General features: G+C 68.7%; 27 protein-coding genes. 10 read left to right on the top strand and 17 right to left on the bottom strand.

Annotation, left to right across the window (positions count from 1 at the left end; genetic code table 11):
- Window positions 1-119: 119 nt before the first annotated feature.
- Complete coding sequence (locus EVU97_RS08530; RefSeq protein ID WP_129665061.1) at window positions 120-887, top strand: inositol monophosphatase; 768 nt, start codon at window positions 120-122, stop codon at window positions 885-887.
- A 38-nt stretch (window positions 888-925) separates the two neighbouring features.
- Here the strand turns inward: EVU97_RS08530 and EVU97_RS08525 are convergent, their stop codons facing one another.
- From EVU97_RS08525 to EVU97_RS08495, 7 genes are read right to left on the bottom strand one after another with little or no spacing between them, the layout of a single operon-like run.
- Window positions 926-2,095 (bottom strand): acyl-CoA dehydrogenase family protein, encoded by a 1,170-nt coding sequence (locus EVU97_RS08525; RefSeq protein ID WP_129665059.1) that lies wholly within the window; start codon window positions 2,093-2,095, stop codon window positions 926-928.
- Window positions 2,092-2,871, bottom strand: coding sequence for a TIGR03084 family metal-binding protein (locus tag EVU97_RS08520; protein WP_129665057.1), 780 nt, complete (start codon window positions 2,869-2,871; stop codon window positions 2,092-2,094). The genes EVU97_RS08525 and EVU97_RS08520 overlap by 4 nt, the downstream gene beginning before the upstream one ends.
- Before the next feature lie 55 nt (window positions 2,872-2,926).
- A complete protein-coding gene (locus EVU97_RS08515) occupies window positions 2,927-3,526 on the bottom strand; it encodes a TetR/AcrR family transcriptional regulator (RefSeq protein ID WP_129665055.1) in 600 nt (199 codons plus the stop codon).
- 45 nt (window positions 3,527-3,571) lie between these two features.
- Window positions 3,572-4,360 carry an enoyl-CoA hydratase family protein gene (locus tag EVU97_RS08510; protein ID WP_129665053.1) on the bottom strand — a complete coding sequence of 263 codons (789 nt, stop codon included), beginning with the start codon at window positions 4,358-4,360 and terminating at the stop codon, window positions 3,572-3,574.
- Window positions 4,357-6,363: a biotin carboxylase N-terminal domain-containing protein gene (locus EVU97_RS08505; protein ID WP_129665051.1), complete on the bottom strand. Its 2,007-nt coding sequence runs from the start codon at window positions 6,361-6,363 to the stop codon at window positions 4,357-4,359. The genes EVU97_RS08510 and EVU97_RS08505 overlap by 4 nt, the downstream gene beginning before the upstream one ends.
- Before the next feature lie 7 nt (window positions 6,364-6,370).
- Window positions 6,371-7,972, bottom strand: coding sequence for an acyl-CoA carboxylase subunit beta (locus EVU97_RS08500; protein ID WP_129665049.1), 1,602 nt, complete (start codon window positions 7,970-7,972; stop codon window positions 6,371-6,373).
- Entirely contained in the window at window positions 7,960-9,732 is a 1,773-nt protein-coding gene (locus tag EVU97_RS08495) for an acyclic terpene utilization AtuA family protein (protein WP_240730169.1), read from the bottom strand. Before EVU97_RS08495 ends, EVU97_RS08500 begins: the two co-directional genes overlap by 13 nt.
- Before the next feature lie 80 nt (window positions 9,733-9,812).
- On the opposite strand from EVU97_RS08495, the gene EVU97_RS08490 reads away from it, so the two are divergent.
- The 3 genes from EVU97_RS08490 to EVU97_RS08480 are packed head-to-tail and all read left to right on the top strand — an operon-like array spanning window position 9,813 to window position 13,459.
- A complete protein-coding gene (locus EVU97_RS08490; protein ID WP_129665047.1) occupies window positions 9,813-10,958 on the top strand; it encodes an acyl-CoA dehydrogenase family protein in 1,146 nt (381 codons plus the stop codon).
- A gap of 43 nt (window positions 10,959-11,001) precedes the next feature.
- Window positions 11,002-11,844, top strand: a complete 843-nt coding sequence (locus EVU97_RS08485; protein ID WP_129665045.1) for an NAD(P)-dependent oxidoreductase — start codon at window positions 11,002-11,004, stop codon at window positions 11,842-11,844.
- Window positions 11,845-11,854: 10 nt separating this feature from the next.
- On the top strand, window positions 11,855-13,459 hold the full coding sequence (locus EVU97_RS08480; RefSeq protein ID WP_129665043.1) for a class I adenylate-forming enzyme family protein: 1,605 nt from the start codon (window positions 11,855-11,857) through the stop codon (window positions 13,457-13,459).
- A 61-nt stretch (window positions 13,460-13,520) separates the two neighbouring features.
- On the opposite strand, the gene EVU97_RS08475 is transcribed toward EVU97_RS08480, so the two are convergent.
- From EVU97_RS08475 to EVU97_RS08465, 3 genes are all read right to left on the bottom strand, one after another.
- Window positions 13,521-14,198, bottom strand: coding sequence for an SDR family oxidoreductase (locus tag EVU97_RS08475; RefSeq protein ID WP_129665041.1), 678 nt, complete (start codon window positions 14,196-14,198; stop codon window positions 13,521-13,523).
- A gap of 83 nt (window positions 14,199-14,281) precedes the next feature.
- Window positions 14,282-15,286: an o-succinylbenzoate synthase gene (locus EVU97_RS08470; protein WP_205744877.1), complete on the bottom strand. Its 1,005-nt coding sequence runs from the start codon at window positions 15,284-15,286 to the stop codon at window positions 14,282-14,284.
- A gap of 79 nt (window positions 15,287-15,365) precedes the next feature.
- Complete coding sequence (locus EVU97_RS08465) at window positions 15,366-15,728, bottom strand: TraR/DksA family transcriptional regulator (protein ID WP_129665039.1); 363 nt, start codon at window positions 15,726-15,728, stop codon at window positions 15,366-15,368.
- Between the two features lie 157 nt (window positions 15,729-15,885).
- On the opposite strand from EVU97_RS08465, the gene EVU97_RS08460 reads away from it, so the two are divergent.
- Window positions 15,886-16,335, top strand: coding sequence for an SRPBCC family protein (locus EVU97_RS08460; RefSeq protein ID WP_129665037.1), 450 nt, complete (start codon window positions 15,886-15,888; stop codon window positions 16,333-16,335).
- A gap of 6 nt (window positions 16,336-16,341) precedes the next feature.
- Here the strand turns inward: EVU97_RS08460 and EVU97_RS08455 are convergent, their stop codons facing one another.
- Window positions 16,342-16,920 (bottom strand): TetR/AcrR family transcriptional regulator, encoded by a 579-nt coding sequence (locus EVU97_RS08455; protein WP_165357918.1) that lies wholly within the window; start codon window positions 16,918-16,920, stop codon window positions 16,342-16,344.
- Between the two features lie 64 nt (window positions 16,921-16,984).
- Here EVU97_RS08455 and EVU97_RS08450 point away from each other — a divergent pair, with 64 nt between their 5' ends.
- Complete coding sequence (locus tag EVU97_RS08450; RefSeq protein ID WP_129665033.1) at window positions 16,985-17,488, top strand: DUF4188 domain-containing protein; 504 nt, start codon at window positions 16,985-16,987, stop codon at window positions 17,486-17,488.
- A gap of 16 nt (window positions 17,489-17,504) precedes the next feature.
- Entirely contained in the window at window positions 17,505-18,326 is an 822-nt protein-coding gene (locus EVU97_RS08445; protein WP_129665031.1) for an SDR family NAD(P)-dependent oxidoreductase, read from the top strand.
- A gap of 87 nt (window positions 18,327-18,413) precedes the next feature.
- On the opposite strand, the gene EVU97_RS08440 is transcribed toward EVU97_RS08445, so the two are convergent.
- The 5 genes from EVU97_RS08440 to EVU97_RS08420 all read right to left on the bottom strand — a co-directional run bounded on the left by EVU97_RS08440 (window position 18,414) and on the right by EVU97_RS08420 (window position 21,998).
- Entirely contained in the window at window positions 18,414-18,743 is a 330-nt protein-coding gene (locus tag EVU97_RS08440; RefSeq protein ID WP_129665029.1) for a multidrug efflux SMR transporter, read from the bottom strand.
- The gene (locus EVU97_RS08435) at window positions 18,740-19,090 is read right to left on the bottom strand and encodes a multidrug efflux SMR transporter (RefSeq protein WP_129665027.1); all 351 of its coding nucleotides are present in this window, start codon (window positions 19,088-19,090) and stop codon (window positions 18,740-18,742) included. The genes EVU97_RS08440 and EVU97_RS08435 overlap by 4 nt, the downstream gene beginning before the upstream one ends.
- Before the next feature lie 71 nt (window positions 19,091-19,161).
- Window positions 19,162-20,121, bottom strand: a complete 960-nt coding sequence (locus tag EVU97_RS08430) for a 1,4-dihydroxy-2-naphthoyl-CoA synthase (RefSeq protein ID WP_047312417.1) — start codon at window positions 20,119-20,121, stop codon at window positions 19,162-19,164.
- Window positions 20,122-20,158: 37 nt separating this feature from the next.
- The gene (locus tag EVU97_RS08425; RefSeq protein WP_240730168.1) at window positions 20,159-21,085 is read right to left on the bottom strand and encodes a DMT family transporter; all 927 of its coding nucleotides are present in this window, start codon (window positions 21,083-21,085) and stop codon (window positions 20,159-20,161) included.
- A gap of 169 nt (window positions 21,086-21,254) precedes the next feature.
- Window positions 21,255-21,998, bottom strand: a complete 744-nt coding sequence (locus EVU97_RS08420; protein WP_047312419.1) for an SDR family NAD(P)-dependent oxidoreductase — start codon at window positions 21,996-21,998, stop codon at window positions 21,255-21,257.
- A 131-nt stretch (window positions 21,999-22,129) separates the two neighbouring features.
- Here EVU97_RS08420 and EVU97_RS08415 point away from each other — a divergent pair, with 131 nt between their 5' ends.
- From EVU97_RS08415 to EVU97_RS08405, 3 genes are all read left to right on the top strand, one after another.
- Complete coding sequence (locus tag EVU97_RS08415) at window positions 22,130-22,327, top strand: hypothetical protein (RefSeq protein ID WP_129665025.1); 198 nt, start codon at window positions 22,130-22,132, stop codon at window positions 22,325-22,327.
- 117 nt (window positions 22,328-22,444) lie between these two features.
- Window positions 22,445-23,644, top strand: coding sequence for an AMP-binding protein (locus EVU97_RS08410; RefSeq protein ID WP_129665023.1), 1,200 nt, complete (start codon window positions 22,445-22,447; stop codon window positions 23,642-23,644).
- A gap of 42 nt (window positions 23,645-23,686) precedes the next feature.
- On the top strand, window positions 23,687-24,571 hold the full coding sequence (locus EVU97_RS08405; protein ID WP_118914204.1) for a 1,4-dihydroxy-2-naphthoate polyprenyltransferase: 885 nt from the start codon (window positions 23,687-23,689) through the stop codon (window positions 24,569-24,571).
- 72 nt (window positions 24,572-24,643) lie between these two features.
- Here EVU97_RS08405 and EVU97_RS08400 read toward each other — a convergent pair whose 3' ends face one another.
- The gene (locus tag EVU97_RS08400; protein ID WP_240730167.1) at window positions 24,644-25,360 is read right to left on the bottom strand and encodes a cation diffusion facilitator family transporter; all 717 of its coding nucleotides are present in this window, start codon (window positions 25,358-25,360) and stop codon (window positions 24,644-24,646) included.
- Window positions 25,361-25,366: the final 6 nt, after the last annotated feature.

Here is a 25,366-nt window from a genome sequence, read left to right as displayed (position 1 = left end):
TCTCGGGGGCCTGAGGTTTTCTCGCGCGATACGACACGGTTCGGGAGAGGCCGTCGTTCCGTGTTGCACGCTCACGACGGCGACATCGCGGGCCCACCGGGGCCACTAGGATCGGACGTGTGGATACCCAGGCCGTCCTGACCATGCTGCAAGAAGCCGCCGACGAGTTCATCAACCCCCGATTCGAATCTCTCGCCCGACACGAGGTCATGGAGAAGAACCCCGGCGACCTCGTGACGGTCGCCGACCGCGAGGCCGAGGTCGCCATCACCGCCCGCCTTCTGGACGCCTACCCGGACGCACTCATCGTCGGCGAGGAAGCGGTCGCCGCCGACCCGAGCATCCTCGACCGAACCGAGCACGCCGATCACTGGTTCACCGTCGACCCGGTCGACGGCACGAAGAACTTCGTCCACGGCTCCCCCGACCACGGCGTCATGGTGGCCGAGATGCGCGGCGGCGACGTCGTCCGCAGCTGGATGTGGCAGCCGCAGCACGGCGTCGCCTACGTGGCCGAGAAGGGCGCGGGCGCGTTCCGCAACGGTGAGCGCATCGCCCCGCGCACCGTCGGCGAGGTTGCCCAGGGCGTCACGTCGCGCCCCACCCGCGTCGGTGAGTCGCTCGACGGCCTGCCGCCGCTCAAGCTCTCCTGGGTGTGCTGCGCCGTCGACTACCCGCAGATCGCCTCCGGCGGCGCCGACTACATCCTCTACGTCACGACGAAGCCCTGGGACCACGCACCCGGCGCGCTGTTCATCCGCGAATCGGGTGGTGTTTCCGCCTACGCCGACGGCACCGACTACGACCCGCGCTTCGAGCGCACTCCGACTCCGCTGCTCGTCGCCGCCGACCCGCAGCTGCACGAGCGCCTGCGCTCACACCTGTGACCTCACCTCTGGCGATCGCACATCGAGGCTGACGACCTTCAGCTCGTGAACCCGAGGCGTCGCGCCGCCATCTGGTTGAGGATCTCCACCGTGCCCCCGCCGATGCCGAGGATGCGCACGTCGCGGTACTGACGCTCGACCTCCGACTCGGCCATGTAACCCGTGCCACCGAAGAGCTGCAGGGCCTTGGACGCCACCCACTCGGCGGTCTCCGTGGCCGTGTTCTTCGCGAAACACACTGCAGGAATCAGGGATTCGACGCTCTCGCCCTCCTCGTACCGGTCGACGACGTGTCTGGTGTAGACGCGGGCGACGTCGATTCGCCCTGCCATGCGGGCCAGAAGGTCCTGCACGCTCTGACGCGCGATGAGCGGTTCGCCGAACGTCCGGCGCTCACGCGCCCACGCCACCGCAAGATCGAGGCAGCGCTGCGCTTGCGAGTACCCCTGCGCTGCGAGTGCCACCCGCTCGGACACGAAGGCCGAACCGATGAGCGCGAATCCCGCGTTCTCCGGACCCACGAGGTTTTCGGCGGGCACGCGGACGTCGGTGAACGACAACTCCCCCGTGTCCGACGATCGCCACCCCAGCTTCTTGAGTGGACCATTGACCGCGAAGCCGGGCGCGCCCTTCTCGATGACGAGCAAGGAGATGCCGCGAGCGCCGGGCAGGTCGACTCCGCCGGTGCGCACCGCCGTCGTGACGAAGTCGGCACGGCAGGCCGACGTGATGAAGGTCTTGGAGCCGTTGACGACGTAGGCGTCGCCGTCCCTGCGCGCCGTGGTGCGCAGGTTGCCGACATCCGAACCGCCGCTGGGTTCGGTGATGGCGAGGGACCCGACGAGTTCGCCCGCCAGCGTCGGCGCCACCCAGCGGGCGATCTGGCCCGCATCACCCGCGGCGACGATGTGGGGGCAGGCAATCCCTGCGGTGAACAGCGACGCGTACGTACCCGCGGCACCGCCGGCCTCGTGGAACGCCTCGGTGAGCGTGAGGCTCTCGCGCTGCCCACCGCCCTGTCCGCCGGCCGACTCGGGAAAACCGGTGCCGATCAGGCCCTGCCGTCCCGCTGCCTGCGACAATGAACGGGGCAGGAGACCCGCCTCCTCCCGCTCGTTCTGATGCGGCAGAACGGCGTCACGCGTGAATCGGGTGACGCTCTCGCGCAGTGCCGTGAGCTCTGGCGTCGTCCACGGATCGAGGCTCATGACGATGCGCCGCGACGCCCGGGACGGCCCGCGAAAGCTTGCGCGATCGTGGCCCAGGTGCGGGCCTCGCCCTCGAAGCGAAGGTTCAGGTCGTCGGCCGAGCGACGCTGGGTGACGAGCAGGACGAACTCCTCGAGATCACCCTCCACCCGGCCGGCGGCGTCCGGCGGCCCCCACGTCGAAAGCGCCCCTTCGCCGTCGGCCAGTTCGATGCGAAACTCCTCGGTGGGCGGTGGGACATCGTTGATCCCGTACGCGAAATCGCGCGTTCGCACCCCGAGGTGAGCGATGTCGCCGAGCCCCTCGTTCGTCGGACGGGCGAGGCCGAGTGCGTCGTAGACGTCCTGGGCGTGCGCCCAGGTCTCCATGAGCCGGGCGGTGGCCATCGACCGCGCCGACATCGGCGGGCCGAACCACGGGATGCGACCGGCGTCGCCCGGGCGGGATTCCAACGCCTCGACGAGACGTCGCCGCCCCTCGCGCCATGTCGCCAGGAGTTCTGCGCGCGGCCTGCTCGCCCACCGGTGTGCTTCGAGGTCGACGATGTCGGGTGTCGTCATCGCCTGGGCGACCAACTCCTGGAACCGGGTCGGGTCGGCGCATGCCAGCAGGGCGACCTCGTCCGTCCACGCGAGGTGGGCAACCTGGTCGGCAACGTCCCAACCGGCTGCAGGCGTCGCGCGGCGCCAGTCGGTGTCGTCACGTGCCGCGACGGCGTCATCGAGCGCATCACACTGGGTGAGGAAGGCTGCTGTGACGTCGCGAAGTTCACTCATGTGCCGATGTTGTCACCAGAACCGACACCAAACAAGCATCTTTGCTTGTTTTATTTCAGGGGAGGTCGAGCCCCTCTGTGAGATGCGGCAGCCAGGTCTCGATCACGCGCGAACGACGCTTCGAGTCGTCGGAAAGAATGTTGGCCAGCCCCAGGCCGCGCAGGAGGTCGAGAGTTACTTCGACCAGCCGGCGCACCGCCGGGTCGCTCCCATCCGCGCCGAGCATTTCGATGGTCCGCTCGTGCACGTCCTGACCGAAGCGTCGCTCGAGCTCGAGAACGCGATCACGCAGGTCATCGTCGACCGCTGCGGCCGTCCACACCGGAAGCGCGGCACGGAAAGTGATGCCCGTGAACAGCTCGGCGAGCTGATCGACGACGGCGCCCACCTTCTCGGCTCCCTCGACACCCTCGGGGGTACGAAACTCCCGCAGGAGTCGGGAGCGCTGCTCGAACATGTAGTGCAGCGCGGCCAGCGTCAGGTCCTCACGCGTGGGGAAGTGGTGCTGCAGCGCGCCGCGGCTCGTGCCCGCGTCCGCCGCGACGAGACCGACCGTCGTCTCGTTCCAGCCCCGGTTCGCCAGGGAGACCACCGCGGCGTCGAGAATGCTCTGCCGCGTGCGGCGGCTGCGCTCCTGCTTGGGTTCTGTAGTCATGAGGCCTCGAATGCTGCCAGGACGGGCCCGGAGGCGCGAATCGCCTCAGCCGAGAACCCACGCGGGGCGGCGCTTCTCACGGAAAGCGGCGATGCCCTCACGTGCCTCGTCGGAGGAGAACAGGCGCATCGACTGTGAGCCGAGGTCCGCCCGCTTTCGCTCGATTCGCACCAGGATCTCCTCGTTCAGCAGACGCTTCGTCTCCCGCAGGCCCTGCGGTGAGCAGTGAGCGAACGCGTCGGTCAGCTGTTTCAGCTCGCTCACGAGACCGTCATCGGTGGTGGCAGCGGCCGACACGAAGGAGAGCTCGGCGGCACGGGCGGCGTCGAAGGTCTCACCGGTGAGGAACACTCGCGCGGCGTCCCGGCCGGCGAGACGCGGCAGGATCGTCATAGAGACGATCGAGGCGGCCAGGCCCAGGCGTACCTCGGTGAGGGCGAAGTCCGCCTTCGGCCCCGCGACGACGAGATCGCAGGCTCCCACGAGACCCATCCCGCCGGCCCGGACATGCCCCGTGACGAGCCCGACGATCGGCTTGTCGTGAGCGAGCATGGCGACCATGAGATCGGTGACCGCGTCGGCCGGACTCTTTCGTTCCGCGCCCGGCACCGGAGGCGACGTGAGGTCGGCGCCCGCGCAGAACGTCGACCCCGTGTGAGTGAGGACCACGCAGCGCGCCGTGTCGTCGCTCTCCGCCCTGGTCAGCGCCTCGGTGAGCTTGTGTACGAGGCGAGGCGACAGGGCATTACGGTTCGCTGGCGAGTCGAGAGTGATGGTCGCGACGCCGCCCGCAACGTCGTAGCGCACCACCGGCTCCTGAGTGTTCTCGCTCATGCCTGCTCCCCCTCGGCCTCGGCGGCATCGACGACGGCCAGCACGGTGCCGGGCTCCACCTGGTCGCCCACTTTCACGTGAAGGGCGCTCACGACTCCGTCAGCGCTCGCCGTCACGGACTGTTCCATCTTCATCGCCTCGAGCCACACGAGTGGCTGACCTGCCGTGACGCTCTGGCCGACCTCGACCGCCACGTTCGTGACGACGCCGGGCATGACGGCCGTGAGCGCCCCTTCCGCGAGGCGGCTCGCAGCGTCGACGAAACGCGGCTGGGCGGCGAGGGTGCGTGTACCGAGCGCGCCGCCGTCGACGACGACCGTGGCGCCGTCTCGATAGCGGTCGACACGGAACGTGCGCACGACGCCGTCGATCTGCAGGCGCACCTCGCCGCCTGAGGCGCTGAACACCTCGAGCGATTCGATGCCGCCCGGAAGCTCGGCGAACTCCACCCGCCCGCGCCGCTCGCGGTAGCGCACCTCGAACGACTCGTCGCCGAGCGCGTAAGTCCGGTTCTGGTACTCACCCGCCAGGGAGCGGAAGCCCGCGGGGAAGCCACCGGTCGGCCCGTCACGCCAGGCGTCGACACTCCGGTCCGCGAGAGCGCTGACGCAGGCCGCCAGCCCGGCGTTCAGGCCGGCGTCCGGCACGAGGTCCTGCGGCGGGTGCATCGTGTAGAAGCGTGTGTCGAAGTCGCCCTCGAGGAAGTCCGGCGACAGCAGCGTCGCCACGAGCAGATCACGGTTCGTCGTGAGGCCGTGGACCTTCGCCCTGCGCAAGGCCTGCGCGAGACGACGCACCGCCGTGGCGCGCTCGTCGGCGAACGAGATGACCTTCGCGATCATCGGGTCGTAGTGGATGCCGATTTCCGAACCGCTCTCCACGCCCGCGTCCAGGCGAATGCCACCGGACGCCGGCGGGGTGAACGTCGTCTCGACGAAGGGCACCTCGAGCAGTTCGAGCGTGCCGCTCGCCGGAGCCCAGTCCGTCAGCGGATCCTCCGCGTAGAGGCGCGCCTCAACTGAATACCCGCGCATCACAGGCTCGTCGCCCTCGAGCGCCACACCTTCGGCGCAGTCGATCTGCAGCCCGACGAGGTCGAGCCCCGTCACACACTCCGTTACCGGGTGCTCGACCTGGAGGCGCGTGTTCATCTCGAGGAACCAGAAGTTCCCCCGATCGTCGGCGAGGAACTCGACGGTGCCCGCACCCCGGTAGCCGGCGGCGCGAGCGGCATCCCGAGCGGCCGTGGCGAGGCGTTCGCGCATGTCGCCGCCGACGCGTTCGACGAGCGGCGCCGGCGCCTCCTCGATGACCTTCTGGAGGCGACGCTGCACGGAGCACTCACGTTCACCGATGGCCCAGACGGTGTCGCGGGCGTCAGCCATGACCTGCACTTCGATGTGGTGGCCTGACTCGACGTAGCGTTCGCAGAAAACGGTGCCGTCACCGAAAGCGCTCTCGGCCTCACGCGAGGCCCGCGCGAAGGCGTCCTCCAACTCCTCGAGAGCGCGCACGACGCGGATACCGCGCCCGCCGCCGCCCGCGGACGCCTTGACGAGCACCGGGAGGTGGTCGGCGGTGATCTCCTCGACGGGGAGGCGCTCGAGAACGGGCACACCGGCGTCCTCCATTATCGCCTTCGAGGCCACCTTGGACGCCATCATGTCGATGGCTTCCGGCGGCGGGCCGATCCACGTCAGGCCCGCGTCCATGACGGCGCGCGCGAAGTCGGCGTTCTCCGACAGGAACCCGTAGCCCGGGTGGACGGCGTCCGCTCCCGCGCGACGGGCCGCGTCGACGATGAGGTCGGATCGCAGGTAGGTCTCCGCCGGCGTCACGCCGGCAAGCCGGACGGCTGCGTCCGCTTCGCGCACGTGGGGGGCGTTCGCGTCGGCGTCGGAGTACACGGCCACGGTGTCGATGCCCCGGGCTCGGCACGTCGCGAAAACACGCCGGGCAATCTCGCCGCGGTTGGCGACGAGCACACTGGTGATGGTCGTCATCGCTGCCTCACATCCTGAAGACGCCGAAGCTGTCGGCGCCCTCGTACTGGCCGGAATGGATCGCCGAGAGCGAGAGCCCCAGCACGGTGCGGCTGTCACGCGGATCGATGATGCCGTCGTCGTAGATGAGGCCGGAGAGGACAAGCGGTAACGACTCGCTCTCGACCTGCTTTTCGACGTAGGCGCGGATCTGCTGCGCCCCGTCCTCGTCGAAGGGCTTGCCCTGGCTCCGCGCCGACGCCTTGGAGACGGTGTACACGACCTCCGCGAGTTGAGCGGCGCCCATCACGGCCGAGCGGGCGCTCGGCCAGGCGAAGAGGAACCGCGGGTCGTAGGCACGCCCGCACATGCCGTAGTGACCTGCGCCGTATGAGTTTCCGACGATCAACGACAGGTGCGGCACGGTTGAGTTCGACACCGCGTTGATCATCATGGCGCCGTGCTTGATGATGCCGGCCTGCTCGTACTGCGTGCCGACCATGTAGCCGGTCGTGTTGTGAACGAACAGCAGCGGCGTGTTCGAGCGGTTGGCCAGTTGGATGAACTGCGCGGCTTTCTGCGCTTCCTCGCTGAACAGGACACCCCTGGCGTTGGCGAGAATGCCGATCGGGTAGCCGTGCAGCTGCGCCCACCCGGTGACGAGCGACGTGCCGTAGAGAGCCTTGAACTCGTCGAAGTCGGAGTCGTCGGCGATGCGGGCGATGATCTCGCGCGGATCGAACGGCATCTTGAGATCGGGCGGCACGATGCCGAGCAGTTCCTCCTCGGGATACCGCGGCGGCTTGGGTGACGTCGTGGCAGGTGCGGGGCCACGCTTGCGCCAGTTGAGACGACGCACGATGCCGCGGCCCAGCCGGATCGCGTCGGGCTCGTCGACGGCGTAGAAGTCGGCGAGGCCGCTCGTGCGCGCGTGCATCGCCGCACCGCCGAGCGATTCGTCGTCGGCGATCTCGCCCGTGGCCGCCTTGACGAGCGGCGGCCCGGCGAGGAAGACCTTCGAGCGCTCCTCGATCATGACGACGTAGTCGCTCATGCCGGGCAGGTAGGCCCCGCCGGCCGTCGAGTTACCGAACACGATCGCGACGGTCGGGACGCCAGCCGCGGACAGCTGCGTCAGGTTGCGGAAGGTGGCACCGCCCGGAATGAAGATGTCCTTCTGGGTCTGCAGCTCCGCGCCACCGGACTCGACGAGCGAGACCACGGGCAGACGATTCTCTCGTGCCACGTCTTGGAGCCGCAAGGTTTTCCTGAGCGACCACGGGTTCGACGCTCCGCCCTTCACCGTCGGGTCGTTGGCGATGATCATGCACTCGACGCCCTCGACCACTCCGATACCGCCGACGACGCTGCCGCCGACGGCGAAGTCCGAGCCGTAACCGGCGAACGGGGCGAGCTCCAGGAACGGTGCGTCACGATCGAGCAGCAGTTCGATGCGCGCTCGCGCGGTGAGCTTGCCGCGTTTCGCGTGACGTGCGAGCGCCTTCTCACCGCCGCCGAGCACCACCTGCTGGGCGACTGCGTCGATCTCGTCGAGCTGGCTCTGCATCCCGCGGCAGTTCGCTTCGAACTCCGGTGACGCGGGGTCGACGACACTCTTCAAGACGGCCATGACAGGTCTCCTTCCGATGACGATCCGACGAGGTCGGCGGGAACGGCGATGTGTCGGGCTCGCAACCACTCCCCGAGGGCCTTGGCCTGCGGGTCGAAGCGAGCGCCGTAGGCGACGCCTTCGCCGAGGATTCCCTCGACGACGAAGTTGAGCGCGCGAAGGTTCGTGAGCAGGACGCGGGTCACGCTCAGGGTTTCGGTCTCCGGCAGCAGCCGCTTGAACTCCTCGACCGTGAGATTGGCGAGCAGCCACGCGTAGGCGTTGTCGTCGCGCGCCCACACCCCGACGTTGGCGCTGCCGCCCTTGTCGCCGGATCGAGCGCCGAAGATTCGACCGAGCTCGATGGTGCGAGTCGCGCCGGCAGTGCCGGGCAACGGCGGGCGGGCACCGACTTCGGTCAAGGGCTCGAGCGGTGCGGTCTCGCGCGGCGGGTCGATGGTGACGCGTCGGCCGTCCGGCAGAGTGACCCGATGACTGGGTACGCCCTGATCGACGTACCCAGCCGTGTAGACGCCGTACGCACTCCCTCCCGACGGCGGTCGGGTGAGGAAGCATCCGGGGTAACTCGCAAGGGCGATGTCGACGGCGGCAGCCGAGAAGGCGCGGCCCACGACGTCGGCGTTCTGATCTCGAGCGACGACGCGCAGGATCGACGCGGCCCGCTCGATGGTGTCCGGGTCCGTGTGAGAGGTCTTGGCGAGTGACCACTCCACTTGGGCGGGCTGCGTCGTCATCGCGTGGGTCATCTGCTCCTTGACGAGATCAGCCTTGGCCTCGATGTCGAGGCCGGTGAGGACGAACTCCAACTCGTTGCGGAATCCGCCGAGGCGCGTGCAGGAAACCTTGGCCTTCGGCGGTGGCAGTTCACCGCGAGCACCGCGGACGAGCACTCGATCGGGGCCGACCTCGCTCACCTCGAGACTGTCGAGGCGCAGCACCGCGTCGGGGCCGGCGTAGCGAAGATCCTGGATCTCGTAGAGCAGTTGGCTCAGCACCGTCTCGCGCGTGACGGCACCGCCTGTGCCTTCGTGCTTCGTGATGACGGCCGAACCGTCGGAGCCGACCTCGGCGATGGGAAAGCCTGGCCGAGTCATGTCGGCGACTTCGCCGAAGAAGGCGAAGTTGCCGCCCGTGGCCTGGGTGCCGCACTCGATGATGTGCCCTGCGGCCATGGCGCCGGCGATCTCGTCGAGCTGCTCACGGCCCCAGCCGAAGTGGGCTATCGCCGGGCCGACGACGAGTGAAGCGTCCGTGACGCGGCCCGTGACGACGACATCCGCACCCGCTGTGCAGGCCTCCGCGATCCCGAACGCGCCGAGGTAGGCGTTGGCGAGAACCCCTTCACCGAGACCGAGGTCACCGGCGCGGGCGCTGAGGTCGTCGCCGTCGACGACGGCCACGACGAGGTCGAGCCCCTCCCCCTCGGCGAGTTCTCGCACTGCATCCGCACACCCGGCGGGGTTGAGCCCGCCGGCGTTGACGACGATGCGTACGCCCTTCTCCTTGGCGGTTCGCATGTTCTGTTTCATCGCGGCGACGAAGGTTCGCGCGTACCCAGCGGCCGGGTCCTTCATGCGGTCCTTGAACAGGATGAGCATCGTCAATTCGGCGAGGTAGTCGCCGGTGAGAACGTCGAGGTCGCCCCCTTCGAGCATCTCGCGCATGGCGGAGGGCCGATCGCCGTAGAAGCCGGAACAGTTCCCGACGCGCAGGCGAGCCTCGGGGCCTCCCGGGCTCGGCGCGTTCTCCATCTGCGTCATGCGACGAACATGTCACAGTCGAAATAAATAAACAAGCAAGCATGCTTGCTTTTGATTCAGGGCGGACCTAGCGTGCTGTCATGCGACTCACCAAGGACCACGCCGACTTCCGCTCGTCCGTCCGCCGTTTCGTCGACGACGTCATCAACCCGCACGCCGACGAGTGGGAGGCGGCCGGGCGTTTTCCGGCGCACGACGTGTTCGCCAAGGCCGCCGAACAGGGGCTGCTCGGTATCGAGTACGACGGGGCCTACGGAGGTCTCGACGCCGACCACAGCTTCCAGATGGTCGCGGCCGAAGAACTCGGCGGCGCCCACGCCGCAGGTGTTCCCCTCGCCATCGGCGTTCAGACGATGATGGCCACCCCTTCCCTCGCGGAGTTCGGCAGCGAGGAACTCAAGCAGCGCTTCCTCGTTCCCGCCATCGCCGGCGAGCACGTCGCCGCCATCGGCGTCACCGAGCCGGACACCGGCTCCGACGTCGCGTCCCTGCGCACGAGCGCCCGCCGAGACGGGGACGATTGGGTGATCAACGGGAGCAAGATGTACATCACCAACGGCGCTCAGGCCGACTGGATCTGCCTGCTCGCGCGGACATCCGACGAGGGCGGCCACCGCGGGATGTCGCAGATCGTCGTGCCCACCGACATCCCAGGTTTCGAGGTCGTCAGCGTGCTGGACAAGCTCGGAAACCGCAGTTCCGACACCACGCTGCTCGCCTTCGACAACGTCCGCGTTCCGATCGAGAACACGATTGGTACACCCGGGCGCGGCTTCCAGCAGCAGATGAAGCAGTTCGTCACCGAGCGCATGTACGGCGTCTACGCGGCCACCGGTCAGTGCGACCGAGCCCTGCGCCTCACCCGCCAGTACCTCCACGAGCGCACGGTTTTCGGCTCCCCCTTGGCCTCCAAGCAGTACGTCGCGTTCCGGTTGACGGAGCTGCAGGCGCAGCTCGAACTCGTGCGCAGTCACAACATGCAGACCTGCGAGGCGATTCTCGCGGGCGAGGACATCACCCGCGCCGCGACCGTCGGCAAGCTCATGGTCGGCCGTCTCATCCGCGAGGTCGCCGACACATGCCTGCAGTTCCACGGCGGTGGCGGCTACATCGAGGACACGTGGACGGCCCGCTTCTTCCGCGACGCCCGCCTCGTCTCCATCGGCGGTGGAGCCGACGAAGTGATGCTGCAGGTCCTCGCCCGCCAGGACGGCCTGCCGGCCTGAGCCGCCGGCGCACCTCCGCCCCCGTCACCGAAGGAGCAAACCCGTGGGAGCGAACCTGAAGGACCGCACGATCGTCATGTCCGGCGGCAGCCGCGGCATCGGCTTGGCCATCGCTCTGCGCGCAGCGCGTGACGGGGCCAACGTCGTCATGCTCGCCAAGACCGATCAGCCGCACCCCTCGCTCGAGGGGACGGTGCACACGGCTGCCACTGCGGTCGAGGAGGCGGGAGGGCGCGCCCTCGCCTTCGCGGGTGACGTGCGCAACGACGCCGACGTGACCCGCGTCTTCGAGCAGGCGGCCGAACGATTCGGGGGCGTCGACATCGTCGTCAACAACGCGAGCGCCATTGACCTGTCCTCGACGCAAGACCTGCCGATGAAGAAGTACGACCTCATGCAGGACATCAACGCCCGCGGCACGTTCCTCATGGCCAAGACGGCCCTGCCCTACCTCGAGCAATCGGATCGCGCCCACGTCCTGACACTGTCACCGCCGATCAATCTCGCGCCGCGCTGGGCCGGCTCCCACCTGGGCTACACCATGGCGAAGTACGCCATGAGCCTCGTGACGCTCGGACTGGCCGAGGAGGCACGCGAAGCAGGGATCGCCGTGAACAGTCTCTGGCCGCGCACCACCATCGCCACCGCTGCGGTGCGCAACATCCTCGGCGGCGACGAGGCGATGCGCATCAGCCGCACCCCGCAGATCATGGCCGACGCCGCGCACGTCGTCCTCACCCGCGGGATGGACGCTGGCACGGGCCAATTCCTCATCGACGACGAGGTGCTCGCCTCGGCCGGCATCACCGACCTCTCCCCCTACGGCGGTGAGGCCGAGAGCCTCGCGCTGGATCTGTTCCTCGACCCACCCAGCGTCACAGAGTGAAAGGCTCGCCATGAAACCCGATCTGTCCCTCGTCGACCCTCTCCACCACCACCTGGCCACCCGCGTCAACGTGGGCGACGACCTCGTGCGCACCGCTGCGCTCTTTCCCGATCGGGTTGCGATCGTCGACGGCGACAAGGAAGTCACGTTCCGCACGCTCGTCGAGACCGCTGACCGCCTCGGTCACGGCCTGCGCTCGCTGGGCCTCGAGACGGGCGAGCCCGTCGCCGTCATGGTGACGAACTCCTGGGAGTTCCTCGCAACGTACTTCGCGTGCGCTCGCGCCGGACTCGTCTTCCTGCCACTGAATTACCTGCTCACCACCGCCGACCTCGTGTGGATCCTGAAGGACGCCGGGTGTCACGCACTCGTCAGCGACGCCGCGGTGCTCCCGCGCGCCCGTGAGATCGCCTCCCTCGGTGCCGGCATCACGCACCTCGTGGGGCTCGGAGCGCCGGTCCCCGAGATCGACGGAGTGACGTCGACGACGTGGGAAGGTCTTGTCGAGAACGCGCCCTCGGAACCACTCGAAGTCATCGTTCCCGAACGTGACGCCGTGCAGTGCCTTTACACCTCCGGCACGACGTCCAAGCCCAAGGGCGTTCTGACCAGTCACGTCGCCGTTAGCATCGCGCTGCTGAGCAACGCGCTCGCAACGGACCAGCCGTGGGGCGAGAAGTCGAACGTCATGGCCATCGCGTTGCCGCTCTTCCACGTCACCGCCCTCAACACCCTCGCCATGCCACCGCTGCGGATGGGCGGCACGGTGGTGCTCGCTGGCAAGTCGTTCACTGCGGATGGCATGCTCGATGCCATCGAGAAGCACCACGTCACGCACTTCGCGATGCTGCCGATGATGTTCGCCGCGTGCCTCGCGGAACAGAAGAAGCGTGCCCGTGACCTCTCGAGCGTCCGACGAGCCATCTACGCGATGGCTCCCATGCCCGCGCACATCCTGGCAGCGTCGGACGACCTGTTCCCCAACGCCGACGTGCTGCTCGGCTCCGGTCAGACGGAGGTCGTGCCGGCCACGACGATGCAGTGGCCCGAGCATCGTCACAGCGCAGCGGATTCGTGGGGCCCGCAGGCCCCCACGGTGTTCGCCACGACGATCACCGCAGGCCAGGTCAACGCGCGCAACGAGACGGGCGAGATCGTCTACCGCTCCCCCAACGTCTGCCTCGGGTACTGGAACAACGCTGCCGCGAACGAAGCTGCGTTCGCCGACGGCTACTTCCACTCCGGCGACGTCGGGCACCTCGACGACGACGGCGTCGTCTGGTTCACCGACCGCCTCAAGGACATCATCAAAACCGGCGGCGAGAACGTCTCGTCGCTCAACGTCGAACGCACTCTGATGTCACTCGGCGGTGTCGCCGAGTGCGCCGTCATCGGCGTGCCGCACGCGCGCTGGGGTGAGGCCGTGTGCGCCGTCGTCGTGCCGGACGGCTCGGTGGCCGAGGAGGAACTGCCGGATCGCGTCGTGGCGTACGCCCGCGAGCACCTCGCGCCCTTCGAGGTGCCCAAGCTCGTCAAGGTGACGGGCGACCTGCCGAAGACGGCAACGGGCAAACTGCAGAAGGCCCTCGTGCGCGAGATGGTTCAGCAGGACTGACTCGCGCCACACACCGAAGGCGCCGGACGAATACCGTTCGGCGCCTTCGGCATTGGCCCACTCAGGCGAGGCGGTCCGACGCCGGCGCCTGCGCCACGGCCTCGGGGATCGGTGCGTCACCGTCGGTGAACGGCAACGCCTTGCCGATTGTGGAGTCGTCGGCGAGCACTGCAGCGATGACGCGGGCCACGTTGGCGCGTGAGGCCTTCACGTCGCCAGGCTTCGTCGTGATCTCGATCGAACCGCTCGGCTCGTCCAGCGACAGCGCCGTCGGCCCGACGAGCGTCCACTTCAGCGACGTGCCGCGCAGGTGCTCGTCCGCCTCGGCCTTCGCCTGGGCGTAGGTGTGGAAGTCGTTGTCTTCGGGCACACCGTGATCGAGCGAGGCGCCAAGGTAGGACACCATGACGTAGCGCTCGGGTCCGACGGCGGACGCGGCGTCCATCGTGCGGATCGCGGCGTCGCGGTCGACGGCGATGGTGCGCTTCGGGTCGCCTCCGCCGGCACCAGCCGACCAGACGAGGGCGTCGAAGCCCTGCTCGGTGAAGAGCTTCTGCATCTCCTCGGTGCTGAGGGCAGAGATGTCGGCGACGAGCGCAGTGGCTCCGGTCGCCTCGACGTCGCCCACGTGGTCAGGGTTGCGCACGATGGACGTCACCTCGTGCCCTGCCTCGACGAGCAGCGGTGCGGTGAGCAGTGCGATCTTGCCGTGTCCTCCGACGATTCCGACGTGTGCCACGGGACCTCCTCGGTCGATTGTGTTGGTCCTTCCTGACAACAGCGACGGTGCCGTCTCTATGCCCACGCCGTCAATTCGCTCGCTCAGTGAGCGGCCAGCACCTCGTAGCTCGCGGCGACGCGCTCGCGCCACCACGCCTCGCGCTCGGCGCTCGCCCGGTAGCGCTCGAGGCGTTCTGGGTCGAGCGCACGCGCGTCGTCGATCTGAGCGACTGTGAGGTTGCCACCCACCGGCACGAGCGATCGCTCGACGACGTCGCCGTCGAGCAGGTTGATCGTGCCGAGGCCACACGCGTGCTCGAGCCCCGGCAGTGCGGCCGCGAGCGCCAGGCCCGCCGCCATGCCGGGGCTCGAATCGAGCGCGGAACTGACGACCATGGGCAGGCCCGTCTGCTCCGCGATGCGCAGCGCGCCCGTCACCCCGCCGAGCGGTGCAACCTTGACGATGGCGAGGTCAGCGGCATGGAGTTCGACGACGCGCAGGGGGTCGTCGGCCTTGCGGATGGATTCGTCGGCGGCGATGCGCACGTCGACGCCCGATGCGGCGAGGCTTCGGCGCACGCGCGCCAGGTCGTCGACCGGCATGACGGGCTGCTCGACGTATTCGAGGTCGAAGGCCGCGAGCCGCGTGATGGCTGCGACGGCGTCGTCGACGCCCCAGCCGCCGTTCGCGTCGAGGCGCACTCTGCCTTCGGGCCCCAGCCCGTCACGCACCGCGGCGACGCGGGCAACGTCGTCGTCGAGCGCCTGCCCCTTCTCCGCCACCTTGACCTTGGCCGTCGAGCAGCCGTCGAAGCGCGCGAGCACCCGCGGCACGTCGGCCGCCGGGATGGCCGGCACGGTGGCGTTGACCGCGACTACGTCACGCACCGGCTCGGGCCACCCCACGTACGCAGCCTCGAGGGCGGCCGCGAGCCATCGTGATGCCTCGTCCGGCTCGTACTCGAGGAACGGGGCGAACTCCCCCACGCCGCACGGCCCCTCGATGTAGGCGATCTCGCGGTGCTGCACGCCGCGAAAGCGCGTGTTGAGCGGCAGTGAGACGACCTTGAGGCCGTCGAGCAGGTCGGAGAGCGGGGGCAACGCCATGATCAAAGCCTAGGACCAGGTCAGATGCGCGGCCCGTGGGACCCGACGCCCGCTCCAGTGCGAACGTGGCTGCCCGGCGTCATCGGCGCGGGCTCGCGTTCTCCTGCTGCGCGCAGCCGATGCACAGCGTCGCTGTCGGCCGCGCTTCGAGGCGCGCATCGCCGATTGGCCCACCACAGCGGGCACAGGTGCCGTACGCGCCGTCGTCCAGACGCCGCAGGGCCGCCTCGATTTCACGCAGCTGTTCGCGCCCCTCCTGCGCGAGCGACGCGACCTGGGCGCGTGAAACGGCCACGGTCGAGCCCTCCGGATCGTGCTCGTCGTCGAGGTTGCTGTCGCGCACCGACTCGACGATGTCGGCGAAGCTCTCGTCGAGCCCCTTGAGCCGCTGCGTCGTCTCGGCACGTTTGGCGAGCAGCGCGGCGCGTGCATCGAACGTCATCCCGTCAGCGTAGACAGGCGCCGCAGTCGAACCACGTGGGAGGTCGGCCGCCGTCCGGGTGACGTTCTGGTGAACAACGCCTTCGACCGCGTCACGGCGCGTCATACGCATTTAGGTTCTTGTCATCGGGGAACGACCATCTCAGGGAGCAATCGTCATGGAGTTTTCGACAACGCAGGAAATTCACGCGGACCTCGCGACGGTCTGGGCCGCACTCGGCGACCCGCAGAACTGGGTGAAGTGGATGGATGACCTCACCGACGTGAAACCTGAGAACGGTACGACGGCCCCCGGGCCCGGCGCTCGGTACAGCGCCTCCCAGGCCTGGTGGCGCTTCGACAATCAGCGCCTCACGATCCACGACTACCGGCCGAACGAACGCCTCACCTACTCCGCGGAGACCACCGGCGGCGGCGTCACGTTCGAGTACACGCTGCGCCAGGTGGACGAGCGTCACGTCGCTGTCCACTTCCTGCTGCGCATGGACAGCACATTCGCCAAGGTGAACGCGTCCATGAGCGGCCCGCTGCTCGAGAAGAAGCTGAACGCCGAAGCCGCACAGCTTCGCGACTACTGCGAAGCGCAGGCGTCGACCCGCACCGCGTGAAGCGCGTCAGCGCACCCACGCGCGTTCGACGGCGTCGAGCATGACGTCGAACGCGCGAGCCGACTCCGCCTTCGGCTGATCGGGCCACAGTTCGAGTTCGAGCGACACGGCGCCGTGCACCGAGCCCCAGATGGCGAGCGCCGCCGCCTGCGGGTCGTCGCCGTGCAGTCGCCCCGCCTCCGACAATCGCGTCACGGTGTCGAGCAGGGGCTCGAATGCCGCCGCTTCGTGCGTCTCGCCGGCGCTGCCTGCGCGGCCGGTGAAGATGACGGCGTACAGGCTCGGATGCTCGATCGCCCATGCCCGGTAGGCGACGCCGAGACGCCTGAAGTCGGTGTGGGCATCCTCGCCCGTGACGGCATTCGCCTGCGCTGTGGCGAACGACAGAGTGGCCTCGTGAACGACGGCTGCGATGACGTCGTCCTTGCCCCCGATGAGTGAGTAGACCGCCGTGGTCGAGACGCCGGAGTCGGCGGCAAGGGAGCGCAGCGAGAGTCCCGAGGCGCCCTCCGTCGCGATGACACGGGCAGCGCGTTCGACGATGCGCGCACGGTCGGCGTCGTCGTAGGTCTTGGGTCGAGGCACTTGACGACGGTAACAAAACATCGTTTTATAACAGTGTTACGGAACTCGGCGACCGGAGGCTGCCATGACCATCAACACTGCTCGCACGACGGCGACGACGGACGGCGACGTCATCGTCTTCCTCATCGGCATGCGCTTCAACTCGCTGTGGCGCCCTGACCGTTGGGGGCCTGTCGCCGTCTCGATGCCCCGGATGCTGAACCACCTCGTGCGGGACCCGGACGCCGGTTTGCTCCACCACGAACAGTGGTTCGGGCGCACCACGATCTCGGTGCAGTACTGGCGTTCCCCCGAACACCTTCACGCCTTCGCCACGAACGCCGACGCTCCCCACCTCAAGCCGTGGCGCGACTTCCGCAAGCTCGGGCGCGAGGGACACGTGGGCATCTGGCACGAGACCTACGTGTGCCCGCCCGAGGGGTGCGAGTCGGTGTACGTCAACATGCCCGAGTTCGGCCTCGGGAAGGCGCTGGGAACCGTCCCGGTCGGACCGGGGCTGGCAACGGCCCGTCAGCGCCTGGCGCAGACCGGGGCACCTGTGGACGCCGGTGACGGCGAGATCCGATAGGGCTCACACTGGGGGCATGAATCGCGTCGCGGTCGTCACCGGAACCTCCAGCGGTATGGGCCTGCACGCCGCCCTGGCCCTCGCGAAGGCGGTGTGCACCGTCGTCGCAACGGTCCGCTCGAAGGAGCGCGCCGTTGCGCTCGAAGAGGCGGCGGCCGGCGCCGACGTCACACTCGACATCCGTGAACTCGACGTCACCGACCATGCCGCGAACGCCCGTTTCGTCGAGGGGGTCGTGCGCGATCACGGACGCCTCGACGTTCTCGTCAACAACGCGGGCCGTGGATGCGTCGGCACCGCCGAGACCCTGCCGATGGAGACCGTGCGCGGGCAGATGGAGACGAACTACTTCTCCGTCGTCGCCCTGACGCAGGCCGTCCTCCCGCACATGCGCGAGGCACGACGCGGAACGATCGTCACGGTCACCTCCGTCGGCGGCGTGGTCGGACAGCCGTTCGCCGACGCGTACTGCGCCGCGAAGTTCGCCGTCGAGGGCTTCATGCAGTCGCTCTCGACCGTCGCCGCTCAGGTCGGCGTTCGCGTCTCCGTCATCGAGCCGGCTGCCGTGGCAACCCAGTTCGTCGACAACGTGGAGAAGATCGACGGCGGACCGTATCAGGAACAGCTCGACGCCTACCTCGCGCGCACGGCGGGCGCGTTCGCGAACGCGCAGTCGGCGGAGAGCGCCGGCGAGGCGATCGCGGGTGCGGCCCTCGCCGACGAGTACCGCTTCCGCTGGCAGACGAGCGACGCTGCCGCGACGTTCGCCGGGGTGTCGCTCGGCGACCTCGACGGCTCGCGGGTTCTCGGTATGACGACGCCCTGGACGCAGGCCTGATCGGCTCGACCGCCCCCGCACCGCAGCGAGCGACGATGCCTTCGGGTTCGCCACACTGGCGTTGGTCCCCGCGAGACGAAAGTCGGCTCAGTGCGCGCCGCTGGCGCCGAGCTCGATGAGCAGCACCCCCACGACGATGCAGCCGATGCCGACCCACATCGTCCGGGTGAGAGCCTCGTCGAAGAGCACGCGGCTCGCGAGCGCCGTGAGCGCGACGCCGCAGGCGGCCCACGTTCCGTAGGCGACGCCGAGCGGGACGCCTGCGGCCAGCGTCAGGGCGAGCAGGGTGAACGCGGCGAGGTATCCCGCCACCACGGAGGCGTACCAGCACCGACGCCCGGTGACGGTGGCCTGCCGCAGCGAAAGGGTTGCCGTCACCTCGCAGATGATGGCGACCGCCAGGTAAGCCCACCTCACGACGCTGCCTCCACCGTGTCGCTCGCCTTGGGGCGCGAGCCGAACTCGACGAGCAGAACACCTGCGATGACGAGGAGCACGCCGAGGCCCATGAGGGGCGTCAGAGGTTCACCGAAGATGGCGGCACTGAGAACGGCGGTGAGTGCGACGCCCGTGGCGCCCCAGATGCCGTAGGCCTTGCCGACGGTCATTCCCGTACGCAGCACGAGCGCGAGCAGAGCGAGTGACGCCGTGTACCCGACGGCGGTGAGGACGTACCAGGCGGGCACATCGACAGCCGCCTTCATGGCAAGCGAACCGGAGACCTCACACGCGACCGCAACGGCCAGCAACCACCATGCTCTCACCGCTCCAGTGTCTCCCTCGGCGTCGATTTCTCGCTGGTTCGCTTGTCCGACAGGGCAGTACGAAATGCCGATCAGAAGTACCAGGGGAAGCCCGACCAGTCGGGGTCGCGCTTCTCGAGGAACTGGTCGCGCCCCTCGACAGCCTCGTCGGTCATGTACGCGAGGCGCGTGGCTTCGCCGGCGAAGACCTGCTGGCCCATGAGGCCGTCGTCGGAGAGGTTGAACGCGAACTTCAGCATGCGCTGCGCCTGCGGCGACTTGCTCATGATCTCGCGGGCCGCCTGGAGGGCATCCGACTCGAGTTCGTCGTGCGCGCTGACGATGTTGACCGCGCCCATGCGGTGCATGTCGTCGGCCGTGTACGTGCGGCCGAGGAAGAAGATCTCGCGCGCGAACTTCTGGCCCACCATCTTCGCGAGGTACGCGGAGCCGTAGCCGCCGTCGAAGGAACCCACGTCGGCGTCGGTCTGCTTGAAGCGCGCGTGTTCGCGGGAGGCCATCGTCAGGTCGCAGACGACGTGGAGGCTGTGGCCGCCACCGGCTGCCCAACCGTTGACGAGGCAGATGACGACCTTCGGCATCGTGCGGATGAGGCGCTGCACCTCGAGGATGTGAAGACGCCCACCCTCGGCCTTGACGCGTAGTTCGTCGACGCCGGACGCCGTCTGGTCGCCGTCGTGGTCGGCCGCGTACTGGTAGCCCGAGCGGCCGCGGATGCGCTGGTCGCCGCCCGAACAGAACGCCCACTTGCCGGCGCTGCCGGTGCCCTCCGGGCCGGGGCCGTTGCCGGTGAGAAGGACGACACCGACGTCCGGCGTGCGACGCGCGTGGTCGAGCACGCGGTACAGCTCGTCCACGGTGTGCGGGCGGAACGCGTTGAGCACCTCAGGGCGGTCGAACGCCACGCGCACGCAGCCGAGTTCGACGCTGCGGTGGTAGGTGATGTCCGTCAGATCCTCGAACCCCTCGACGACCTTCCAGGCCGTGGGGTCGAACGGGTTGCCCGGCTGCTTCTGCGTCTCGTCACTCACGCCGGTCAGCCTATCGGTGCCTACTCGGCGTGGTGCGTCACGCGTGAACGGACGCCGTCACCTCGTCGGGGGTGTCCTCCGGCGGCGTGATGGTGCTGGCCGAGCGTGACGCAGTGATGGCGGAGCCGGCGCCGGCGATGACGACGAGCGCCACCGCGAGAGCACTGACCATGCCGAAACCCTGATCGAGCAACAGCCACCCGGCGAGCGCCGCGATGACGGGCTCGAGCGCCAGCAGCACCCCGAACACCGCCTTCGGCAACAGACGCAGCGCAGAGAGTTCCAAGCCGTACGGAATGACCGACGACAGCATGCCGACGCCGAGCGCCAGCATGAAGAAGTGGGTGTCCGTGAGGCCCTCGACAGCCCCGGGAGCGCCGAACGGCATGATCGCAAGCGTGCCGATGACGAGTGCCATCGCGAGGCCACCCGCACCGTCGAGGAGCGAGCCGACGCGCTCGCTCGCCAGAATGTAGAGGGCCCAGAAGAAGCCAGCGCCGAGCACGAACGCGACACCCACCGGGTCCAGCGAGCCGCCCCCGTCGTCGAGACCGAGCATCGCGACGCCGGCGAGTGCGAGGCCGATCCACGCGAAGTCGCGCAGCTTGCGCGAGAGCACCGCCGCGAGACCGAGTGGACCGAGGAACTCGATGGCCACGGCCGGACCGAGCGGAATGCGCGCGATCGCCTCGTAGAACAGGCCGTTCATGCCGGCCAACGACAGACCGAACGCGACGACGGCGAACCACTGCTGCTTCGTCCAGGTACGCAGCTTCGGACGGGTGACGAGCAGCAGGAGCACGGCAGCGAAGCCGAGACGCAACGTCGTCACACCCGCGGCGCCGATCTCCGGGAAGAGCTGGACGGCGAGGCCGGCACCGAACTGCAGCGACGTGCAGGATCCGATGACCATGAGCACCGCGGGGGCTGTGCCGCCCCGGGTGCGCAGACGTGGGGTCGACAACGAGCCACCTCCTGAGAGCGCTTCGGGCCGACGCGTGGACCCGATCAGTCATGAATGCGGCCATCCGATCGGGCCGCATTCACCCACCGTAGAGCCGCGGCATGCCGCGTTGGACGAGGGTCCGCCCGCCGAGCAGTTCGGCGGGTGGAACGCGCGTCGGGCGCGCCGGTCAAGACGTGCGGAACACCTTGTGCTGGGCCGCCTGAGCGCGCGGGCGCACGACCATCTGGTCGATGTTGACATGCTCCGGCAGCTCCGCGATGTATGTGACGGCGTCGGCGATGTCCTCCTGCGTCAGGGGCGCCTCGACACCTGCGTAGACGGCTGCGGCCTTCTCCTCGTCACCGTCGAAGCGCACGAGCGCGAACTCGTCGCTCTTGACCATGCCCGGGTCGATCTCACACACGCGCACGGGCTTGTCGAACAGCTCGAGGCGCAGCGAGCCCATCATGGCGCGCACCGCATGCTTGACGCCGCAGTACCCGCCGCCGCCCTCGTACGAGACGAGCCCGGCCGTCGAGCCGATCGTGATGATGACGCCGTGCGCCGCTTCGAGGGCGGGCAGCGTCGTCTGGATCGTCGAGAGCGTGCCGAGCACGTTGATTTCGTACATGCGACGCCAGTCGTCGAGGTCGGCGCTCGCCACGGGGTCGGTGCCGAACGCTCCCCCGGCGTTCGCGACGAGGACGTCGACGCGGGGCCCGGCTTCGGCGGCGAGACGCTCGACGTCCTCGCGGTTCGTCACGTCGCACTGGACGGCGCGGCCGTCGATCTCGCGAGCGAGTTCCTCGATGCGATCGAGACGACGGGCCGCGCACACGACCTCGTAGCCCTTCGCCGCGAGCGCGCGGGCGCTGGCCCGCCCGATGCCGCTGCTCGCGCCCGTCACCACTGCCACCTTGCGATTCGTCATGGGCTCATTGTGTCGCGTGGTCTCCACAATGAGCGCTCAGGTCCGCGGTGGAGGGCTGCAGATGAGTACGGTCGGAACTGTGCGCCGCGCGATCCTCCGCAGGCGATGAACTCAACGCCTGAAGGGGAGCCATGGTCCGTATCGGAATCGCCGTCATCGTCGTCGGCCTGTGCCTGTGGGGGCTCGGCGAGTACAGCAACCGCAACGACGAGGTGATCGGGGCGAACATCGGCGCCGGCCTGATGATCCTCGCGAGTTGGGCCGTCATCGCGATCGGAGCGGTCATCACGCTCATCGGCGCGCTGCGTCAGGCCCGACGACGAGGCTGACCCGCCATCGTTGGTGACGGTTGGGGTTCTTGGTGACGGTCAAGCGTCACCAAGAACCCCAACCGTCACCATGTACCCTGCGCGGGCTCGCCGACCGGCGTGACTAGGGTGAAGGACATGCCCGAGCTCGTTCCGTTCCCCGTCGACCGCGCCGACATCACCGGCTACTACGAGGCCCTCGCCGCCGCCCTCGATGGCGCGGGACCGGCGCTCGCGCCGTACGAGGCAGGCGCCCCGGCACCCGAGTTCGACGCCGCCGCACTCGCCGCCGCACCGGACGACCTCGCCCTCGTCGTCGCGACGAGCGGCTCCACCGGTACCCCCAAACGCGCGATGCTGACGCGCGGCGCTCTCGTCGCGAGTGCTACCGCCACCCACGACCGCATCGGCGCCGGCACGTGGCTTCTGCCACTGCCGCCCCACCACATCGCCGGCACCCAGGTGATCGTCCGCTCCATCGTCTCCGGCACGACGCCCACCGTCCTCGACGCCTGGAGCCTCGAGGGCTTTACGAAGGCGACCGGCCTCGTCGCCCGAAACGCTCCCCCGTTCTCGCCGATCCACACGAGCCTCGTGCCCACTCAGTTGCGCGACCTGCTCGACGGTGACGACGAAACACACACGCGCGCCCTCGCCGCGGCCCGGCGGTACCGCAGCATCCTCGTCGGCGGCTCGGCCACACCCCGCGCCTTGCTGGAGCGGGCCCGTGAGGGGGGCCTCTCCGTCGTCACGACGTACGGCTCGAGCGAGACCTCCGGCGGTTGCGTCTACGACGGCACCCCGCTGGACGGCGTCGGCGTACGCGTCATCGAGCCCGACGACGACGGTGTCGGTCGCATCGCCCTCACGGGCCCGATGCTCGCCGCCGGCTATCTCGGCGACCCCGAGCGCACCGCCGTCACGTTCGTCGACGAGGCCGGCGCACATCACTTCCTCACCGACGACCTCGGCAGCTTCGACGGCACCCTCGCCATCACCGGACGCATCGACGACGTCATCACGACCGGTGGCTACAAGGTGAGCCCGCGCGTCGTCGAGGAAGCCGTCCAACGCGTGCCCGGAGTACGCGACGCTGTGGTTGTCGCCCGCCCGCACGAGCGTTGGGGCCAGACCGTCGCTGTGGCAATCGTCACGGACGCGGCCGTCGATGCAACCGAGGAACTCTCCGAACGTCTGCTCATCGAGTGCCGAAGGTTGTTGCCGCCGTACGCGGTTCCACGATTGGTCCGCTACGAGGAGGCCCTGCCGCTGACGGGCGTGGGCAAGCCGGATCGCGCGTTCGTCGCTCGCCATGACCAGTGGCAGAATTTGCGCTAGCACTTCTGCTTCCTTGCCGATCCGACGGAGAAAAAGACACCGATGGCCACGCTCAACCAATGGGTCGAAGGCGCACGCCCCCGCACCCTGCCCGCCGCCGTTGCACCGGTCGCCGTGGGCACCGGCGCCGCGTACGCGCTGGACCGGGGCAACGCCGGCTTCGCGCTGCTCGCGCTATTCGTGGCGCTCTTCCTCCAGATCGGCGTCAACTACGCCAACGACTACTCCGACGGCATCCGCGGCACCGACGAGGACCGTGTGGGGCCCGTTCGACTCGTCGGTCAGGGCCTCGCGAACCCGTCCAACGTGAAGCTCGCCGCGTTCGCCAGTTTCTTCGTGGCCGCCTTCGTCGGGCTCGCGCTCATCACGCTGGCCAACACCCCATGGCTGCTGCTCGTCGGGGTTGCCGCGATCATCGCCGCGTGGAAGTACACCGGCGGTAAGAACCCGTACGGCTACCAGGGCCTCGGCGAGGTCTTCGTGTTCATCTTCTTCGGCCTCGTCGCAGTGCTCGGCACCACGTACACCCAGGCCAAGGAGATCTCCGTTCCGGCGATCGCCGGCGCTGTCGGCGTCGGTGCCATCGCCTGCGCGATCCTCGTGACGAACAACCTGCGCGACATCCCCTCGGACTCCGAGGTCGGTAAGAACACCCTCGCCGTCCGGCTCGGCGACCGCCCGACGCGCATCTTCTACGCCGTCCTCGTGGCTGTCGCGGCCCTCGCCGTCGGCGTCTGCGCCGTCTACCACCTGCCCGCAGCCGCCGGTTTCGTGTCCCTCGTCCTCGCGGTGCCGCCACTGCGTCGTGTTCTCGGCGGGGCCACGGGCCGCGACCTCGTACCCGCCCTCGCCGGCACCGGACGTTTCCAGCTCGCCTACGGCATCCTGCTCGGCGGGGGTCTCCTCGCCGCGCACTTCATGAACTGACCACGGTCACCGATGACGATCGGGCCGGGCACCTCAATGGAGAGTGCCCGGCCCGATCGTCATCCGCGGACTTCACGCGTCAGAGCTGCGCCCCAACTGCACGAGCTGCGGCGTGGACGACTTCGAGTGCTCACCCGAGCAGCAGCCGTCTGCGCAGGCATCGACACGCTCGGGTCCGGTGGCAACGTTGCCGGAGCAGCAGTCGTCGACCGTGGGGGTTGCCGAGCAAGGGGTACCTGAGTTCCCAACGGCACAGCAGCCTTCCCCGTGCCATGCCTGCCAACCCTCCCGGGCGGCGACCGCAGCCAGGGCGAGGGCCGCGATCGGATCGGCCCACCACCATCCGAACAGTGCATTGAGCCCGAGTCCCACGAGGAGCACGACCGACAGATACGTGCACAGCAGCGTCTGTGTCGAATCGGCGACAACCGATCCCGAACCGAGCTCTCGACCCGTGGATCGCTGGGCGTAAGACAGGAACGGCATGATCACGACGCTCAACGCCGCGAGTAGCATGCCGACCCACGAGACATCCGGCGCCTCCCGCCGCACGAGCGCCGAGATGGCTTCGTAGCCGACGAACAGCGCCAACGCAGCAAACCCGAAGGCCATCGCCTTCTGCGCGGTCTGCTCCCTGGACTCTGGCATGGCATGACGGAACTGCCACAGGATGATGAGGCCGCTTGACACTTCGATGATCGAGTCGAGACCGAAACCGACAAGACCCACCGAGCCCGCAATCTTGCCGGCGGAAATGGCAATGAACGCTTCGACGGTGTTGTAGAGCACCGTCGC

It is taken from the genome of Dermacoccus sp. 147Ba, from assembly GCF_004151355.1.
Lineage (GTDB): Bacteria > Actinomycetota > Actinomycetes > Actinomycetales > Dermatophilaceae > Dermacoccus > Dermacoccus abyssi.
This window is presented reverse-complemented; position numbering and strand designations above follow the sequence as displayed.